Genomic DNA, 16,865 nt, shown 5'->3' with positions numbered 1-16,865 from the left:
TATGTCTGTTCGTTTTTAATTTTTTCAACGAATAAAAGAAAACTGAATATTCTCAACTTATTTATGCGACACTAGTGAGAAATAATACAAATAAAAAAATCAGCAGAGATAATATCTCTGCTGACTGTAAATTAATTTGCAACTTTTTCTTTTTTAATTTGCTTACTGCGAAGCTGACCACAAGCGGCATCAATATCAGTACCTTGCTCTGTACGAACACCACAGTTGATTCCGCGTTTCTTCAATGTCTGGAAGAAAGCATCGATTGCTTCTGGTGTACTACGTTGATACTGACCGTGCTCATCCACTGGATTGTAAGGAATCAAGTTTACATAAGACAAGTGACGCTTATTTTCTAATAGGTCTGCTAATTGTTTTGCTTCTTCTACGTGGTCGTTGACATCACGAAGTAAAATGTATTCAAATGTGATACGACGGTTCGTTTTCTCTAAATAATAATCAACAGAGTCCATCAATTTCTCGATCGGGAATGCTTTGTTGATAATCATGATGTTGCTACGCAACTCATCATTAGGTGCGTGAAGCGATACAGCCAGATTGACTTGTGTTTGCTCATCAGCAAATTCGCGAATTTTCTTTGCAAGTCCACTTGTCGATACTGTGATGTGACGGGCACCAATAGACAGACCCTTTTGGTCGTTTACTACATGTAAGAAGTTCATCAGATTCGTGTAATTGTCAAACGGTTCCCCGATTCCCATTACTACGATATGGCTGACGCGTTCTCCTTTACCTTGTGCATCAAGATGTTCTTGAACTTTCATGATCTGCCCGACGATTTCACCGCCATCTAAATCTCGGCTCTTTTTCAAAAGTCCACTTGCACAGAAGCTACAGCCGATGTTACATCCAACTTGCGTCGTCACACAGACAGAAAGACCGTAATGGAAACGCATCAGGACAGTTTCAATCAAGTTCCCATCTTCCAATTGGAATAAGAATTTGATTGTCCCATCAGCTGACTCTTGTTTTACTGACTCTTTTAACGTCTGCATCACAAAGTGTTCGCTAAGTAACTGCAAGCATTCTTTATTGACGTTGTTCATTTCCTCAAATGATTGTACACGCTTCACATAGAGCCAATTCCAGACCTGTTCAGCACGAAACTTTTTCTGACCACGTTCAAGTAACCATTCTGTTAATTGATCCTTCGTCAGACTATAAATAGATTTTTTCATATAGTGTAGTCCCTCATTTCATCCTCATAACAATTTTTCCATTATACTATAGGAATGCATGAGTGACAAGTTTATTTACTTGTCTCTACTTCGTTGTTGCGAATCCAGTCACTATAACTACCTGCATACAATTGAACATTCATGAATCCTGCTTCTAGTAAAGCAATTGTCAATGGCGAAGCTGTAACACCACTTCCGCAATAGGTGATGACCGCCGTTTCTTTTGATAGCTGCTGAAACAATTCGTCGGTTTCAGCAGCTTTCATTAATCCTTGCTCTGTTTTTAACGACTCCCAGTCGAGATTTTGAGCCCCTGGAATATGACCTGCAATTGGATCAATAGGTTCAACAAGACCTTTGTAACGCTCTGAAGAACGAGCATCGAGAACTAAACCACCAGTTGCTAAATGGGTTTTCACATCTTGTTCTTTAACCAGTAACCCCTTCTGGAAAGTGAGTTTCTGATCTGACTTTGAATACCAAGGGGTTCCACCTTCTATAGGATACACCTCTTTTAAACGTGCAAAGCCTTCTCGAGCAATAGAGACATTAGGAAAGCCTGCCCATAACAGTAATACGGCTGCGCGAGAGGCAAACGGTGCGTTCCCTTGATCGTAAACAATAAGGTGATCGTCATAACGCAGACCTGATTTTTGAATTAGACGAGTCATCGCTTCTTCGGACGGAGCAGGATGTCTGCCTTCTGCTCTCGTCATATCAGACAAATGATCTTCTAAATGCCAGTAAACGGCTCCTGCAATATGTTCTTGTTGGAACACATTTTCACCCCACTCAGGATTTTGCAAATCAAAGCGGGTGTCAATAAAACGGGTATTTGTCTTCGGAAGTTCATGCACATCTTTAGTGATGATCATTGGTCTCCTCCAATTGGTTCCGTATTTTCTTCCATGCTTCAAGAGTTGCTTGCTGTTCTAAAAGTTCTCGTTCTGCAGCAATTGTGGTAAGGGATGTTTGTAAGAAACGCTGCATACTCGCTTCCATTTTGTCGTTGAACTGCTGTTCCGTCCAGTTTCGTAGCCGTTTTGTCTGCTGTTCCAGATGATGCGACACGTCGACTTTAAGTTTAGTTTCAAGCTCTGCTTGTAAAATCGCTTTTTCATTTTTCTCAAAGAATCGTTTTGCATTTTTCACATGTTTTCGAAGTGGTTCATAACTCTGAACTGGAAGCTCTGGTTTGTCAAACTCTAATAATTTAGGAGCCTTGAGTTCCATAGGTGATACAGAGAAAGCTGCTGGTTGTTCCGCAAGATACGCCCTTTCTTGCTTTTCATAGTCGCGAATCGCTTTTTCAGTCGCTTGTTGCAAACGAAGGTTTGTCACACGAAGCTCTTGTGCCGTATCAAATTCTAGACTTTCCACTACTTCATGAAGAGAACTTTCAAACGCTGAACGGACATCTTGCTTAGAGAAGCGAGACGGATTAAATGCTTCTTTAAAGAAATCCGGATATCTATAGAATAAGCGTTGTTGCAAATAATAGATAAGAGTCTCGACTTCATTTAGAAGTGCGTTGCGTTTTGTCTCTGACACAGGTTGCTTGTAACGTGAACGGAGTTGTTGCTCTACTTCAGACAATTCTGCCAGTCTCTGTGGTTTTCGTTTCATGTTTTCTTCAGTTGAGTCAATCAACATCGAGAATTGATTGGTTAACTCAATAGCCTGCTCATCTACGGATTGCAGAATGACCTCGAGAAGCTCTTCTTTCAAGAAATGCTGGAAGGCTGCTTCAAACTCTGGCATGCCACTAGCACCAGATGTTTTCGACTGTTTTTCTTCGAGCGCCTGAAGGCTTGATACACCATACAAACGAGGGAAACGGATTCCGAACTGCGTCAATTCTTGTTCCACATAATCCAGGACATCTTGTTTTTCTTCATCCGTGTTAGCGAGATCGATTGCATTGACGATAAAGAACATCTTATCCATCTCGAAGGAATCTTTCACACGTCCAAGTTGGATCAAAAATTCTCTATCTGCTTTAGCGAAAGCATGGTTGAAGTAGGTGATAAACAAAACAGCGTCAGCATTGCGAATATAATCAAATGCGACACCGGTATGACGAGCATTGATAGAATCAGCACCCGGCGTATCTACAAGGGTCACACCAGCTCGAGTCAGTTCACAATCATAGTAGTATGTGATAGTTTCTACAAAACAACTCTTTGACTCGACAGCCACATATTCTGTAAATGCTTGGTGCTCGACCAATCGGATTGTACCAAGGTAATCTTTTTGTTCTGGATACCCCGTAACAAAAGCGCGAATAAACGATTTCTTTGTTTCGTCCAATGGCTTTTGAAGAAATTCTTCTGCTCTACCATAGAGTTCATCTAACGTTTGAACCTCTTTTCCATGCGGTGCGATCATTCCTTTAAGTTCCGCAAGTAAATTCTCAACTGTTTTAAATTGCACATCTGCGTTGCGATGTGGTTTTTCAGCTGAGATTGGAGAAATCTTGTTGATAGAAGCTGTGGTTGGGTTGGGTGATACAGGTAATACCGCATCTCCAAGTAACGCATTCGAAAAGCTTGATTTTCCGGCAGAGAATGCACCGAACAGTGCAATGGTAAAGGAGCGATTGTTAATGCGGTCTCGCTTTTGCTTCATCTCTCGAATGGCTTCTTTGAAATTCGGAATATCGGATAACAAACTTAGTAATCGGTCTGCTCGAGACAAAACTTGTTGTTCTTTTAACTGACTAGTAGATGCAGTTTGCTCCAAACGGATTTCTTTTTCAACTTCCTGTGTTGATTCAGAGAGTGTCAGAGGAGTAGCAGAAGAGTAAAACCCTTTGTATTGCTGCTCCCACATCTCCACTCGAGCTGCACGTTGCTTTTGAAATGCTTCATTTGGAGACTTGATTTGTAATGAGAAATCTTGCTTTTTCTGCTCAGCTGCTTCCCATTCTTCCAAAGCACGCTGTTTTCGGACTAGTTGTTGTTTCTTGAACTGATCATCTTCTGACAGTAATTGTTTGCCGTTCGATTCCTCAGTCATTTCATCTGCCCAATCAAGGACACGCTGCACGACTTTCTTTTTAAGTGCCTGTTCAATGCGACTTGAGAACTGAAGGAGTCCATCTCCTGTAGCGCTCGTGCCGGGTTTGAATTCATCTCCAATAACAGTCGGTTCGAGTGTATAAGGGCGATACGTATCCGTAGGTACCTGTATGATTTGAGCATATTTAACAACGATCGATTCAATATGAGGAGCCGTTGTTTGATTGTAGACGTGTTGAAGTTGGGAAAGTGCTTTTGATAGTCGCGCCATACGTTCTTCTTCAATCTTTTTCTTCGAACTGAAAAAGCCCATCTTAAATCCTGGATCACTTGCTTCTGCATATAGGCGAACAGCCTCTCGGACTTCTGGTGTCATTACATAAGCATTCGACATGATCTGTTGGACTTGTTGCTGCAACTCGTTTTTCCATTTCACTAAGTCGAGGAGTTCAAACGACTGAACTGCTTGCAAGACTTCTTTTTTAGTCTCACTTTTATCCTGCCACTCTTCTTGTGAGAACAACTCTTCGTAAGTTGCTTCTACTTCTTCTTGCTGTTCTTGCAAAAAAGCTTCGTGTTCTTGAATCAGTTTTACTAATGTCCCTTGTGCACTTTCTTCAAGAACGGTCTCTTTTTGCTGAAGAGCGCTATCAATCACATTCTTTACCGAATCCACCGGGTACAAGTCGGGCTTTCTAAGAGATGTAAAGAAAATTCCTTTTGGAAGGACTCCCCAGCTCTCAAAAGAAGTCTTGACTGACTGCTTGTACTCTTCAATAGAAAGCTCTTGTTCTCTGTGCTTATCCATCTGATTAACAATCAAATAAACATTTGGGTTCGTCCGCAATAAATCTTTCGTGAATGTAAAGTTTAGCTCGGACTGGACATGGTTGTAATCCATTACATAGAAGACAAGGTCTGCTAGATGGAGTTCAGATTCAGTAGAAAGACGGTGAGCATCATCCGTGGAGTCTACACCAGGAGTATCCATCAATACAACGTCTTGTGGTAGCGTCGTCTCTGGATGGAACAACTCGATTTTTCGAACCGATTGCCCGTCTTTTGCCATGCGTTTCAAGTTAGCTACTGCCAGTTCCTCTTCAGCAATTGCTAGATCTCCATTCATGAAATGAACATAGGCTTTCCAAGTCTTTGCTCGCTGAATGGTGACAATGTTGGCTGAAGTTGGAATCGGACTCGTAGCCAACAAGTTTTCTCCTGTTAGCGCATTGATCATACTCGATTTCCCAGCAGAAAAATGTCCAGCAAAAGCTATAGTCAATTGCTCAGAGAACAGCTTCTGCCCAAACTTTTTTGCTTTTTCTGCTGTAGAGGAGTTTCCTTGCTGTTCCGCAAGCACTCCTAAAAGAGCGGTTCGTCGATAAATATGCTTTCTTAACTCATTCATGAAACGGGACCCCTTTTGCAGTCTAGTAATGTGGCGTTACAGGTAGTTCTTTTTCAAGTTCTTTCATAAACTCGTATTCTTGTTCTGATAGTAACAGTTCTATAGTGCCATGATCTTGTTCAGTCCGGATGAGTCGCCCCACTCCTTGTTTCATTCGCATTTTCATAAACGGAAGGTCGACTTCTTCAAATGCATGGAACGACATTGCCCGCTTTGCATTAAAGATCGGATCGTTCGGAGGGAATGGCAGATCATAAATAATGACTCGAGTTAACAGGTCTAAAGGCAAATCTAGTCCTTCCCATAATGAATAGGAAGCCAGAACTTTTGGATTTTCCTTATACTGTTCAATCAGCGTACTCATCTCTTGATCCCCTTCGAAGAGGATCTCTTCATGACCATACATAAATTTGAACTGTTCAAACGATTCTATAGTTGAGAAAAGAATCAAAGTCGGTTGCGGATCAGTAAGAAGTTCCATTACTTTATCATTTTTATCAAATGGCTTGGAAACTTGAATCGACATCACTTCTTCGTAATCGAAAGGTGAAGGTACTTGCAACGATTCAAACTCTGCAATCCCTAGACTACCCGCTAAGTAATCGAATGTTTGATCAACACTAAGTGTCGCACTAGAGAAGATAATCGGCAATGTCCCGTTAAATAGTTTCTCAGCCAATTGCTCATCGACCAGTTCTGGCATAATGGCAAGTGTCTCAATGCCATCTACTTCTTCTACCCAGTGTATCGCTTCATTCTCTTCAGTGAACAATTGGAAAGCTTGCAAGTAATCTTCTAAATACTCTTCCATCAGTTTCATATCATACGACTCAATAGAGTACATTTCGCCTTCAAATACGAACTCTTCTAACAGCCCTTCTACCGTTTGAATCAGAAAAGCACTTTTCCCAAGAAGTTCAGTAGAACGACGAATCGTCATCTTTTCAAGAGCCGGGTTTTCAATAGAATTTCGAAGGAGTTCAAAAAATGCGATATGGGCTTCTTCTAAAACGTCCAAGTAATGGAGTGTCTTAGGTCGTAACCCTTCTACACGTGCCTTTTCAAGTAAGTCTAGTAGCGATTCACTTTGTACTTTTAGTGTAAACGCTTCTTGTGCTGCAAACTCAACCAAATGCCCTTCATCCAGTACGATAGCAGACGCTTCTGGTAACAGAGGAAGCTGCTCTTGACGTTTTCGAGATTCTGCTGTCCATAGATGCTCCATCAAAAATTCATGAGAACAGATGACTAGATCTGTTGCTTGACGGTAGAATTGTCTAGAGATAGTTTGACCACATTGATTTTTCACTTCACAAATTGAGCACTGTTGTACAGGATGATAATTAACGAGTTTCCACTCTTCATCGGTTAAGAAACTGAACTCTTTTCGGTCTCCGTATGGGTACACTTTTTGCAAAGATGTACCGGCGAACACAAATTCAGGCAATCGGTCATCGATTTCATCGACGAACTCAGGTACATCGAACCCTCGGCGCTGTTCATCTAGACGTTGCAAACAGAGATATTCTTCTCTCGATTTTGCTAAACGGACGTCAATTGCCAGGTTTAACAGTTCAGATAGACGAGCGATATCACCTTCGGGCTTAATCAACTGTTCAATCAAAGCCTCATCAGAACAAGCTACAATGACAGGTTTTCCTGTATAACGCGCGTAGGCTATCGAAGGAAGAAGATAGGCCATAGTCTTCCCTGTACCTACTCCGGCTTCCGCAAAAAGGACAGATTTCTGCTGAAGCGCTTTTTCAATTTGAAACGCCATATACACTTGCTCGTCTCGAATTTCATATCCATGATCGGGTAATGTCTCATAAAAGATATCCCCTAACCAATTGGACAAGGATTGATAAAATGACTGATCTTTCGACAATTCAAAGGGGATATTTTTACGCATAGCTCCACTCTTTTCTATATAATCTAGACACGTTTACCCCAGAACTGGTAGTAATCTGTGCGAATAAATCCATTAAACAATTTCCGTTTCTTAGTCGCTTTTTTACCGTAGACGGTCTCTAGGTTTTCCATTGAAGAAAGTAAGTAAACAGACCAAGACGGGTATTTTTCCATGACATAGCCAAATTGAGAAATCGTTCGTTCAATTTCCTCAACTTCCCCGATACGCTCCCCATAGGGTGGGTTACTGACAATGACTCCATTTTCGAGTCGCGTTGTGAAATCTGTTGCTTGCATCTGTTTAAATTCAATGATGTCGGCAAATCCAGCTTCAAGTGCATTGGATTTTGCAATTTCAATCATTCGATGATCTATATCTGTACCAAGAATCGTTAGTTCTTGATCATAGTCAGCTTGGGCTTCAGCTTCTTCACGTACTTTATCCCATACTGCGGGTTTAATGAATTTCCAGTGCTCTGCATCAAATTCTCGATTGTAGCCAGGTGCGATATTTTGTCCGATCATTGCCGCTTCGATGCAAAGAGTTCCAGATCCGCAGAATGGATCTACAAATGGTCGATGCGGACTCCATTTAGAAACTTTCACGAGAGCTGCAGCTAAAGTCTCTTTTAATGGTGCATCTCCTTGAGTTGTTCGGTAGCCACGTTTATGAAGACCCGCTCCACTCGTATCTAGTGTCAACAATACTTTATCTTTTAAAATACTGACTTCTACTTTATACCGTGCGCCTGATTCGTCTAAATAACTCATACGCTTGTAAGCAGACTTTAAACGTTCTACGATCGCCTTTTTCACGATACTTTGGCAGTCAGGAACACTATAAAGTGTTGACTTGACACTCTTACCGCTCACTGGGAAATTAGCATCTACTGGTAAGTACGTTTCCCAAGGGAGTGCTTTAGTTCCTTCAAACAATTGATCAAATGTGCGGGCAGGAAATTCTCCTACAACTAATTTGACACGATCTGCAACGCGCAACCAGACATTAGCACGGGCAATCGCTTCTTCGTCTCCTGTAAAGAACACTTTTCCATTGTCGGTAGTCGTTTCAAACCCAAGATCCTTCAGTTCATCTGCGACGATTCCTTCGAGACCCATTGCCGCAGTTGCTAGTAATTTATACTTCATATCATCTTCAGCTCCTTGCTGTAGTTTGGGTATATAAAGAGAAAAAACTCTCCACAAAGGAGAGCTGTAAAGTTCATCATAAACCTTCTATTCGGTAAGCCATGTTTTGTCTCCCATGTACTCAAGCGGGGAAACCCCTCGTACATACTGGGCGGCAATCATCTATCTACGAAATTTCCGTCTTCCAATCCGTTCAGTTCCTTCATGGAAATGCCCCTACCATAATTTGGGTTTCTCACTCGTGGGGTTTACCGCGTTCCACTCTTACCGTTTCCGAGTAAGACTTCGTCACTGTGGCACTTTCAAGAGTACTACACCCTATCCGAAGACTTAGGTGATTTCTCTGCCGTCAGCCTGGCAGCTGCCCTCGTTTATGACTTCACGAGGCACGAACACTACAGTCATCTCAGAGCTGTGTGAGCATGGACTTTCCTCTACACATCTAAAGTGTGCAGCGATTGCCTGAATAGAAGGCCACAATCGAGTATACGTTATTTAGCTTGTGAATACAAGCTCGGATTAATCGTAGAGCTTTGCTCCGAAAACATGCTTCTCAAGGTTTGATAAACGTTTTAAAATATCAAAGTTTGTGGATGTCTGTGGTGCTGGTGCTGAACGAGGAGTATCTTCCACTTGAGTACGTAGATCACGATTTTCTCGTTCTAATTCTTGAATACGCTTGTCAAATTGCTCGTAGTCTTTAATGATTTCATCTAAAAATGCGTCGACTTCTTCTTGGCTATAGCCACGCATGGTAGTTTTAAATTGTTTTTCTAAAATATCAGAAGTTGTAAATTGAATCGCCATACCCATCTTCCTTCCATCCATTGGTGATTGGCTTCATTATAGCATAGGATGTCAGGCTACACCTATCTATTTGTCGAAATCTGCGCTTTCCAGGGAAATGATTTTCCTAGAAATACGTGCATCTCGTTTCTTCAAGTCTTGAAGATAGTTGGCCAGTTTTTCTCTTGAGAGGATAGCTGTCAAAGTAAGAAGCTGGGCTTTAGCTTGAAGCACGTAATTCATAGCCAGACTAAAGTCTTTCAGTTGGTGCTCTAAAATTTTTGCGCAGTATAAGAGAGCCTCCAACTTTTCAACTCGCTGTAGTTCATCCGCGGCTATTTTCATCAGTTCAAAACTTTCGTCAAACTCTTTCTCTCGCTTCTTAAGAAGGGACAGATAATAGTAGGCATGAGGAATGTCTTGTTTTTCATAGCGCTCCGTTACTTTTTCATAAAGTTCCTTACTATGCGGCAGCAATTTAATGTCTTTTAACCACTTGGCCAAATTCATCTCGATAGACGAGTTACTTTGTTCAGACTGATCGAGTAAGTGCTGTAGGGAGCGAATGTAAAGCGCCACAAGTGACAACAAGTCCCACTTATTATGTTCAAGGACCTTGTCTAAGTTTTCAGTTGTATTGGACCTCAATGCATCCATATAAATAATGGGCGCTAAATGACCCGGCATGTCTTCTTCACGAACGAAGGCCAATTGTTCGCGTTCCATATCTTGCAATTTGTAGCGCTCCTGCATCCCTTTCCATAAGCGTTTACTTCCATGAAGTAAGTCGACTTGAAATAATGTAGGAAAAGGCGGCAACTGCTTCCTGTTCATCGTCCATCGTACTTCAAGTTGCGGAATATCGAAGCTCTTCCCATTATACGTTACGACAGTATCGGCTAATTGAAAAGGCAACGCTTTTAAAAAAGGCAGTTCAAATTCAGGCGAGGCGAGTATATATTGATCTAATTGAAAGTGAGTCGAGAATTGCTGAATGACCCCATTTAAGAAGATATGCACGCCAACGCCTTTCAGACCTGTCGTCTCCGTATCATAAAATAACACTCTTTGATCATCATGAGGAACCAGTGGATGACCCGGAAATTGCGCTTTGGCTTGCTTTACCAATCTGTCTAACTCGTTAAAGTTTACAAGTCCATGTTCAAAATCAAGTGGATAGTGAGTCGTCACTTTAAAATAAGGGCCTTCAGGTGTCTCAACCCTGTCATAACCGGATGTTTCCCACTGGTTCGGTAGAAGTTTCTTCTGAACTACAGGTGCGGCTTCTTGAATCTGTTCAGGTTGCTTTTTTAACAACCCTTTCATAGCCATTAATTTTTTTTCATAAGACATCGGCTTCACGCACCAAATGGGAGAGTAATAATAGAACCTCTTCTTTCAGTCCTACATTTGCTTCTTGGGCACCGATACACGCTGGACATCCATCGAGACAAGGACAAGCCGTCACTTGCGCATGTGTCTCTTCTACTAATTCTTCAAAACGATCCAGCATTCTTTCAGATAGACCAATTCCACCGGGATAACTGTCATAGATGAAGAACGTCGGTTGTTCATCTAATATAGACTTCATTTGCGGGACAACATGCACGTCTTTGCGATCACAGTCTAAGAAAAGTGGAATGAACGAGTGTAACGCGTATGCCGCTCCTACCATCGCATCCGCAAATAAGTGCATGGCGCCATGTGCCGGCTTGTCAAATGTGATCCACGTTGCACTTGTGTGAAGTTCGAGCGGTGGAAGGTCGATAGTTCCCGATCCAATATTGTCGTGGGTATCAAATTTAATTTTTTTGAAGATGGTCGGGTGTGCTAACACAATGATATCCCCAAACGTCATCTCCACTTGGCTCTTTGCTAGATGTTTGTCTTTAGACAACACCTTCATCTCTACTGCGATGTTGGCATCCGTAAAGTAATCGACATCGACTTCTGTTACAAAAGCTTTCTTCTCATCCCAGTCCAGAAGTTCCACTTGGAACTGTGTGCCTTGATGGAGATAAATAGCTTCTTCGTGAAGTAACGTCATTGCACTGAACAGATCCATCTCACCAATTACTCTTGTCTGTGTCGGAATGGATTGATCGATGATGATGACATTGTCTTGAGAAGCAGAACGGAGTGAGATGTTGCTCGCTGGGAAGCTCTCGGCCATCCAGTGCCATTTATCACCGGTCTCCAGAAGTACATTCTCATCCTTTAAATGCTCAAGTAATGATTGCACATAATACTCCGCATAGTCTTCTTGCTTATCAAAAGGCAATTCAAAAGCAGCACATTTTAAGTGATCCATCAAAATCAACATGTTTTCAGGGAAAATCCGCACTTCTTCAGGTGACTGTCCAAGTAAATAGTCTGGATGGTCTACGACATACTGATCGAGTGCAGTGGATTGAGCGACGTAAATCACTAGTGATTCACCTTGTCGTCTTCCTGCTCTCCCGGCTTGCTGCCATGCACTCGCAATATTTCCTGGGTAACCTGTCATAATGCAGACTTGTAACTGCCCTATATCCACACCAAGTTCAAGAGCGTTTGTACTGACTACTGTTCGAATATCTCCGTTTCGAAGCCCTTTTTCAATGTCTCGTCTTTCTGAAGGTAAATAACCTCCGCGGTATCCTTGAATAGACCGGTCACCTAACTTTTTACTAACGAGCGCTTTTAAATAGGTTACTAGCATCTCTACTCGGACCCTACTCTTAGCGAAAATAATGGTCTGTAACCTCTTTTTATATAATTCTTCTGCTAAATCTCGAACTTCAAGAATGGCGCTTCGACGAACATTATACGTCGGATGCACAATAGGAGGATTGTAAAATAAAAAGTATTTTGTTCCAGAAGGGGCTCCGTTATTTGTAAGCACTACATGATTTTCATGCGTCAATGTATCTGCAAGTTCTTTAGGATTTTGGATAGTTGCTGATGTGCAGATAATTACAGGATGACTTCCATAAAATGCACAAATACGCTTCAGTCTTCTGATGACGTGCGCTACATGAGAACCGAACACACCTTTATAGGTATGCATTTCATCGATTACTATAAATTTTAAGTTCTCAAACATAGAGACCCATTTCGTATGATGTGGCAAGATTCCGGAGTGCAGCATATCTGGATTCGTTAAAATGATATTGCCATTAGTGCGCACCTTACGACGAATTCCCGGCTCCGTATCCCCATCATAAGTAAAGCTGTTAATCTGCTTGCCTGTTGCTTCAATCAGTTCATTTACATCCGTCTTTTGATCTTGAGCAAGAGCTTTTGTAGGAAACAGATAAATAGCCCGACTCTTAGGGTCTTCGATAATGCTCTGGAGAACTGGTAGATGATAACAAAGAGATTTTCCTGAAGCTGTCGGTGTAATGGCCGTAAAAGATTGGCCCTTCCTTGCATTGTCATAAGCACTTGCTTGATGTGTGTAGAGCTCCTTAATCCCTTTTTGCTTTAGAGCGGAAACTAGACTTGGATCTAAATCCGCCGGGAAGGGGACTGTTTTAGCTTCGCGCGGTTCTATCGTATGGATGGATTGAATTTGTTGTCGCTTCTGAGGATCCTTGACCCATTCATCGAGAAGTTTTGAGATTTCACTCATCCACTGTTCCCTCCAGTTCCGTCTGCATAGTCTTTAATGTATAAAGCACTGCATGGACACTTTGATAAAATCGCTTTTTCGATGTTTCTTTATAAAAGGATTGCACGACAAACTGTTTCATCCCTTCCTGAACAGCTTGAATCTGGGAAGGATGTAAGTACTTTGGTCGGTTGTTTTGAATATACTGTCCAGACTCTTCAACCCATGCATCAAGGATGCTATCTACTTCGTTCACATGAGGCTTCACTTCATTAAAAAAATCTGGACTGTGGTCTTCTTCTCGCATTTTTTCAAAACGGCTGATGCACTGCTCTGCTTCATTCAATAAAAAACTAGTAGTTTCTAAGAGCTTCATTCGTTCACTTCCTCTAACGTCTATCTTCTTATCATATCAAATGTAATTCGGTTCCTCTAGTTTTACGAACAAACATTCGAATGCAACATTCGGCACGTGTCAGGCGTCTAATCTGTGTGCTAAACTAAGGCACAGAGGTGTTGAAGATGACAATACGTTATCCTGGTGGGAAAAGATATCAACCCCCTACCCCAAAAAATAATACGATCAAAAAGGATTATTCTTTTAGCAATAGGGGAAAAACGTTAGAGGATGAAGTGAATGAGTCTAATGACTATTACTTGCAGCATCAGCTAGCAGTCGTTCATAAGAAACCAATTCCTATACAAATCGTCAAAGTCGATTATCCCGGAAGGTCTCGTGCTGTGATCCGAGAAGCGTATTACAGAACTCCATCAACAACAGATTACAATGGCGTCTACAGAGGCTATTATTTGGACTTTGAAGCAAAAGAAACAAAGAATAAAACCTCTTTCCCTTTGCAAAACGTCCATGAACATCAAGTCTTGCATATGCGTGGTGTCCGTGAACAACAAGGAATCTCGTTCTTGTTGGTAGCTTTTCAGAGTCTAGAACGGTATTTCTTCCTATCTAGTGAACAGCTAGACATCTTTTGGGAACGTATGCAGCAAGGCGGTCGGAAATCGATTACTCTTGACGAGTTTGAGCAAGTAGGAATTGAAATAACACCTGGTTATGCTCCGCGCATACCCTATTTAAATGCAGTAGATCACTATGTGATCGGTAATGAAAGTGAGGATGGAGCTCGTGGCGAATGAACAACGATCTCGACAGCAACGCAGATTAGAAGAACAGAAAAACAAATCAAAAAAGAAAGGTACTAAAGGAAAAAAAGGAATCTTCAAAAAGATATTCCTAGCACTTGTTGCTATTGGACTCATCGGCCTTCTGAGTGGTTTTGGACTTTTTGTATATTATGCAAGCTCAGCACCAGAGTTAGATGAAGCGTCTTTAAAAGATCCTATTTCTTCAACCTTCTTAGATATCAACGGAGAACCGTTCTATACATCAGGAACCGAAAACCGAATCTATGTAAACTATGATGATATTCCACAACAAATGGAAGACGCTATTTTAGCTACAGAAGATGTACGTTTCTATGATCATATGGGTATGGACTTCTTACGATTAGGTAGCGCAGTTATTGCAAACGTGACGCAAGGTTTTGGAGCACAAGGTGCTTCTACTATCACGCAGCAAGTAGTAAAAAACTCGTTCCTACAAAATGAGAAGACTCTGAAACGGAAAGCTCAAGAAGCTTGGCTTTCATTCCAATTAGAACGTAAGTATGATAAAGAAGAAATTTTTGAGATGTACTTCAACAAGGTTCTGATGTCAGGACGAAATTATGGCTTTGGTACTGCGGCGGAATTCTTCTATGGTAAAGAACTGAGCGAGCTGGAACTTCATGAGATGGCAATGCTTGCAGGTATCCCGCAAAGCCCTAATAATTACAATCCAGTCAAAAATCCAGAGCTTGCTGAAAAGCGCAGAAATACAGTTCTGCATCTAATGGAGCTTCATGAAAAGATCACTCCAGAAGAAGCAGAAGCAGCACGTGCTATTCCAGTCACAGAAACATTGATTCCTGAAGAAGAGCGTGAAGCGTCTTCCGAATTAAAATACGAAGCTTTTGTTGATATCGTTGAGAGCGAATTGAACAAAATTGACCCTTCCCTTCTGGCAGAAGGAATTACAGTTCATACAACTTTAGATCCAGCAGTCCAATCTAAAGTAGAAGAAGTGATTAACTCAGATGTCTATGCAACAGAAAAACAACAAGCAGGTATTGCAGTAGTCGATCCAAAAACAGGTGCCTTAGTGGCTTCTGGTGGAGCACGAAACTACGCAAATCGTGGCTGGAACTACGCATATGACAACAAAGACCGTCAGCCTGGTTCTACGATGAAACCGCTACTTGCCTATGCACCAGCTATTGAAAATCTAAACTGGTCTACAGGACAGACAGTAGTAGATGAACAGATCACCTATACAGGTTCAGATCAGGTAGTGCGAAACTTCGTCGATCGATATTTAGGACCAATGACAATGCGTGAAGCACTTTACCGTTCACAAAATACACCAGCTGTAAAAACATTGCGTGAAGTTGGATTAGACAATTCACGTGATTTCATCAACCGTTTCGGTCTTGGAATTGAAAATGTTTATGAGTCTTCTGTTCTCGGTGGAATCGAGGGCATCTCTCCTATGATGCTTGCAGGTGCATATGGCGCATTTGCTAACGGTGGCTATCATGCAGAACCTTATGCTATTAACAAGATTGTGTACCGTGATGGTGAAACAGAAGATGTGTTGAAAAAAGAACTTGAACCTGTCATGAAAGATTCTACAGCTTATATGGTCACGGACATGCTTCGTGATGTACTTGAAAATGAAAACGGAACGGGTCGAACTGCAGCAGTTCCTGGAATCGATTTAGCTGGTAAATCTGGAACATCAAACTATAGCTCTGATGAGATTGCAGAAAACAACCTCCCTTCTGGGTCGTTCCCAGACACTTGGTTTGCAGGCTATTCTACAAAGTATTCAGTTGCTATTTGGTCAGGTAACAGCAAACGCAGTGAACCAATGACTACTGCAGAAGAACGCCGCGTACCTCAAGTCATGTTTAATCAAATTATGTCATCGATTTCTTCCGATGCGGAAGATTTTAGTCGTCCAAACTCAGTTGTGGAAGCTACTATTGAAGTGGGTACTACTCCATTACAATTGGCAAGTGGCTTTACGCCAAACAGCTTACGACGTACCGAGTTATTTGTTCGCGGTACAGAACCAACTGCTGTATCGGATGAATATGAATTAACAGAGCTCCCTGCTCCAACAGGTCTATCAGCAGACTTTGATGAAGCTTCTAGTTCTGCAACACTTCAGTGGAACTACTCTGCTCCAGACGGTGTAGATGAAGTGAACTATGTAGTCTCTGTAAAAGTAAATAACGGTGGCACTCAAGAACTTGATACCGTGAATCAAACAGGTATTGTGGTTCGCGATCTGCAACCAGGCAATACCTACACATTTAGTGTAGTAGCTACAGCTAATGGCATTTCTAGCGCCCCTGCTACTGTCTCTATAACAATTGCCGAAGACGAACCTGAAGAACCTGAACCACAGCCTGGTGAAGGTGAAGGCGAAGGTGATGGAAATGGCAATGGAGATGGAAACGGTAATGGGAACGGCAACGGTAATGGCAATGGGAATGACAATGGCGAAGGTGATGGTGGAGACACTGGAGAACCAACGGAACCTGGTGACGGTTCTGGCGAAGAAGAACCTACTGAGCCAACTGACCCAGGTACAGATGAAGGTACTGGTGACGAAGCTACTGATGGTTCAACTGACCAAACCCCTTAATCCACTATGAAAAAAGGCATTTTCTCGTTTA

The 16,865-nt window shown here is 41.8% G+C and carries 11 protein-coding genes and 1 other RNA gene; 2 read left to right on the top strand and 10 right to left on the bottom strand.

Annotated features, from left to right (window positions below; translation table 11 throughout):
- Positions 1-131: 131 nt before the first annotated feature.
- The 10 genes from rlmN to CF394_RS03085 form a co-directional block, all read right to left on the bottom strand.
- Positions 132-1,199 (bottom strand): dual-specificity RNA methyltransferase RlmN, encoded by a 1,068-nt coding sequence (gene rlmN / locus CF394_RS03130; protein WP_094941807.1) that lies wholly within the window; start codon positions 1,197-1,199, stop codon positions 132-134.
- A gap of 71 nt (positions 1,200-1,270) precedes the next feature.
- Positions 1,271-2,074, bottom strand: coding sequence for a sulfurtransferase (locus CF394_RS03125; protein ID WP_094941806.1), 804 nt, complete (start codon positions 2,072-2,074; stop codon positions 1,271-1,273).
- On the bottom strand, positions 2,061-5,627 hold the full coding sequence (locus CF394_RS03120; RefSeq protein ID WP_094941805.1) for a dynamin family protein: 3,567 nt from the start codon (positions 5,625-5,627) through the stop codon (positions 2,061-2,063). The genes CF394_RS03125 and CF394_RS03120 overlap by 14 nt, the downstream gene beginning before the upstream one ends.
- Positions 5,628-5,649: 22 nt before the next feature.
- Positions 5,650-7,539, bottom strand: coding sequence for an ATP-dependent DNA helicase (locus CF394_RS03115; protein ID WP_094941804.1), 1,890 nt, complete (start codon positions 7,537-7,539; stop codon positions 5,650-5,652).
- Between the two features lie 23 nt (positions 7,540-7,562).
- A complete protein-coding gene (locus tag CF394_RS03110; protein WP_094941803.1) occupies positions 7,563-8,687 on the bottom strand; it encodes a THUMP domain-containing class I SAM-dependent RNA methyltransferase in 1,125 nt (374 codons plus the stop codon).
- Between the two features lie 90 nt (positions 8,688-8,777).
- Positions 8,778-9,157, bottom strand: an RNA gene (rnpB, locus tag CF394_RS03105) — RNase P RNA component class B.
- 49 nt (positions 9,158-9,206) lie between these two features.
- On the bottom strand, positions 9,207-9,494 hold the full coding sequence (gpsB, locus tag CF394_RS03100; RefSeq protein WP_094941802.1) for a cell division regulator GpsB: 288 nt from the start codon (positions 9,492-9,494) through the stop codon (positions 9,207-9,209).
- 66 nt (positions 9,495-9,560) lie between these two features.
- On the bottom strand, positions 9,561-10,826 hold the full coding sequence (locus CF394_RS03095; RefSeq protein WP_094941801.1) for a ribonuclease H-like domain-containing protein: 1,266 nt from the start codon (positions 10,824-10,826) through the stop codon (positions 9,561-9,563).
- Positions 10,816-13,086, bottom strand: a complete 2,271-nt coding sequence (locus tag CF394_RS03090; RefSeq protein WP_094941800.1) for a DEAD/DEAH box helicase — start codon at positions 13,084-13,086, stop codon at positions 10,816-10,818. The genes CF394_RS03095 and CF394_RS03090 overlap by 11 nt, the downstream gene beginning before the upstream one ends.
- Positions 13,079-13,441 (bottom strand): YppE family protein, encoded by a 363-nt coding sequence (locus CF394_RS03085; protein WP_094941799.1) that lies wholly within the window; start codon positions 13,439-13,441, stop codon positions 13,079-13,081. The genes CF394_RS03090 and CF394_RS03085 overlap by 8 nt, the downstream gene beginning before the upstream one ends.
- 146 nt (positions 13,442-13,587) lie before the next feature.
- Here CF394_RS03085 and recU point away from each other — a divergent pair, with 146 nt between their 5' ends.
- Positions 13,588-14,220 carry a Holliday junction resolvase RecU gene (gene recU, locus CF394_RS03080; RefSeq protein ID WP_094941798.1) on the top strand — a complete coding sequence of 211 codons (633 nt, stop codon included), beginning with the start codon at positions 13,588-13,590 and terminating at the stop codon, positions 14,218-14,220.
- Positions 14,201-16,834, top strand: coding sequence for a PBP1A family penicillin-binding protein (locus CF394_RS03075; protein ID WP_439332852.1), 2,634 nt, complete (start codon positions 14,201-14,203; stop codon positions 16,832-16,834). Before recU ends, CF394_RS03075 begins: the two co-directional genes overlap by 20 nt.
- Positions 16,835-16,865 lie beyond the last annotated feature (31 nt).

Source organism: Tetzosporium hominis (genome assembly GCF_002265435.1).
GTDB lineage: Bacteria > Bacillota > Bacilli > Bacillales_A > Planococcaceae > Chryseomicrobium > Chryseomicrobium hominis.
This window is presented reverse-complemented; position numbering and strand designations above follow the sequence as displayed.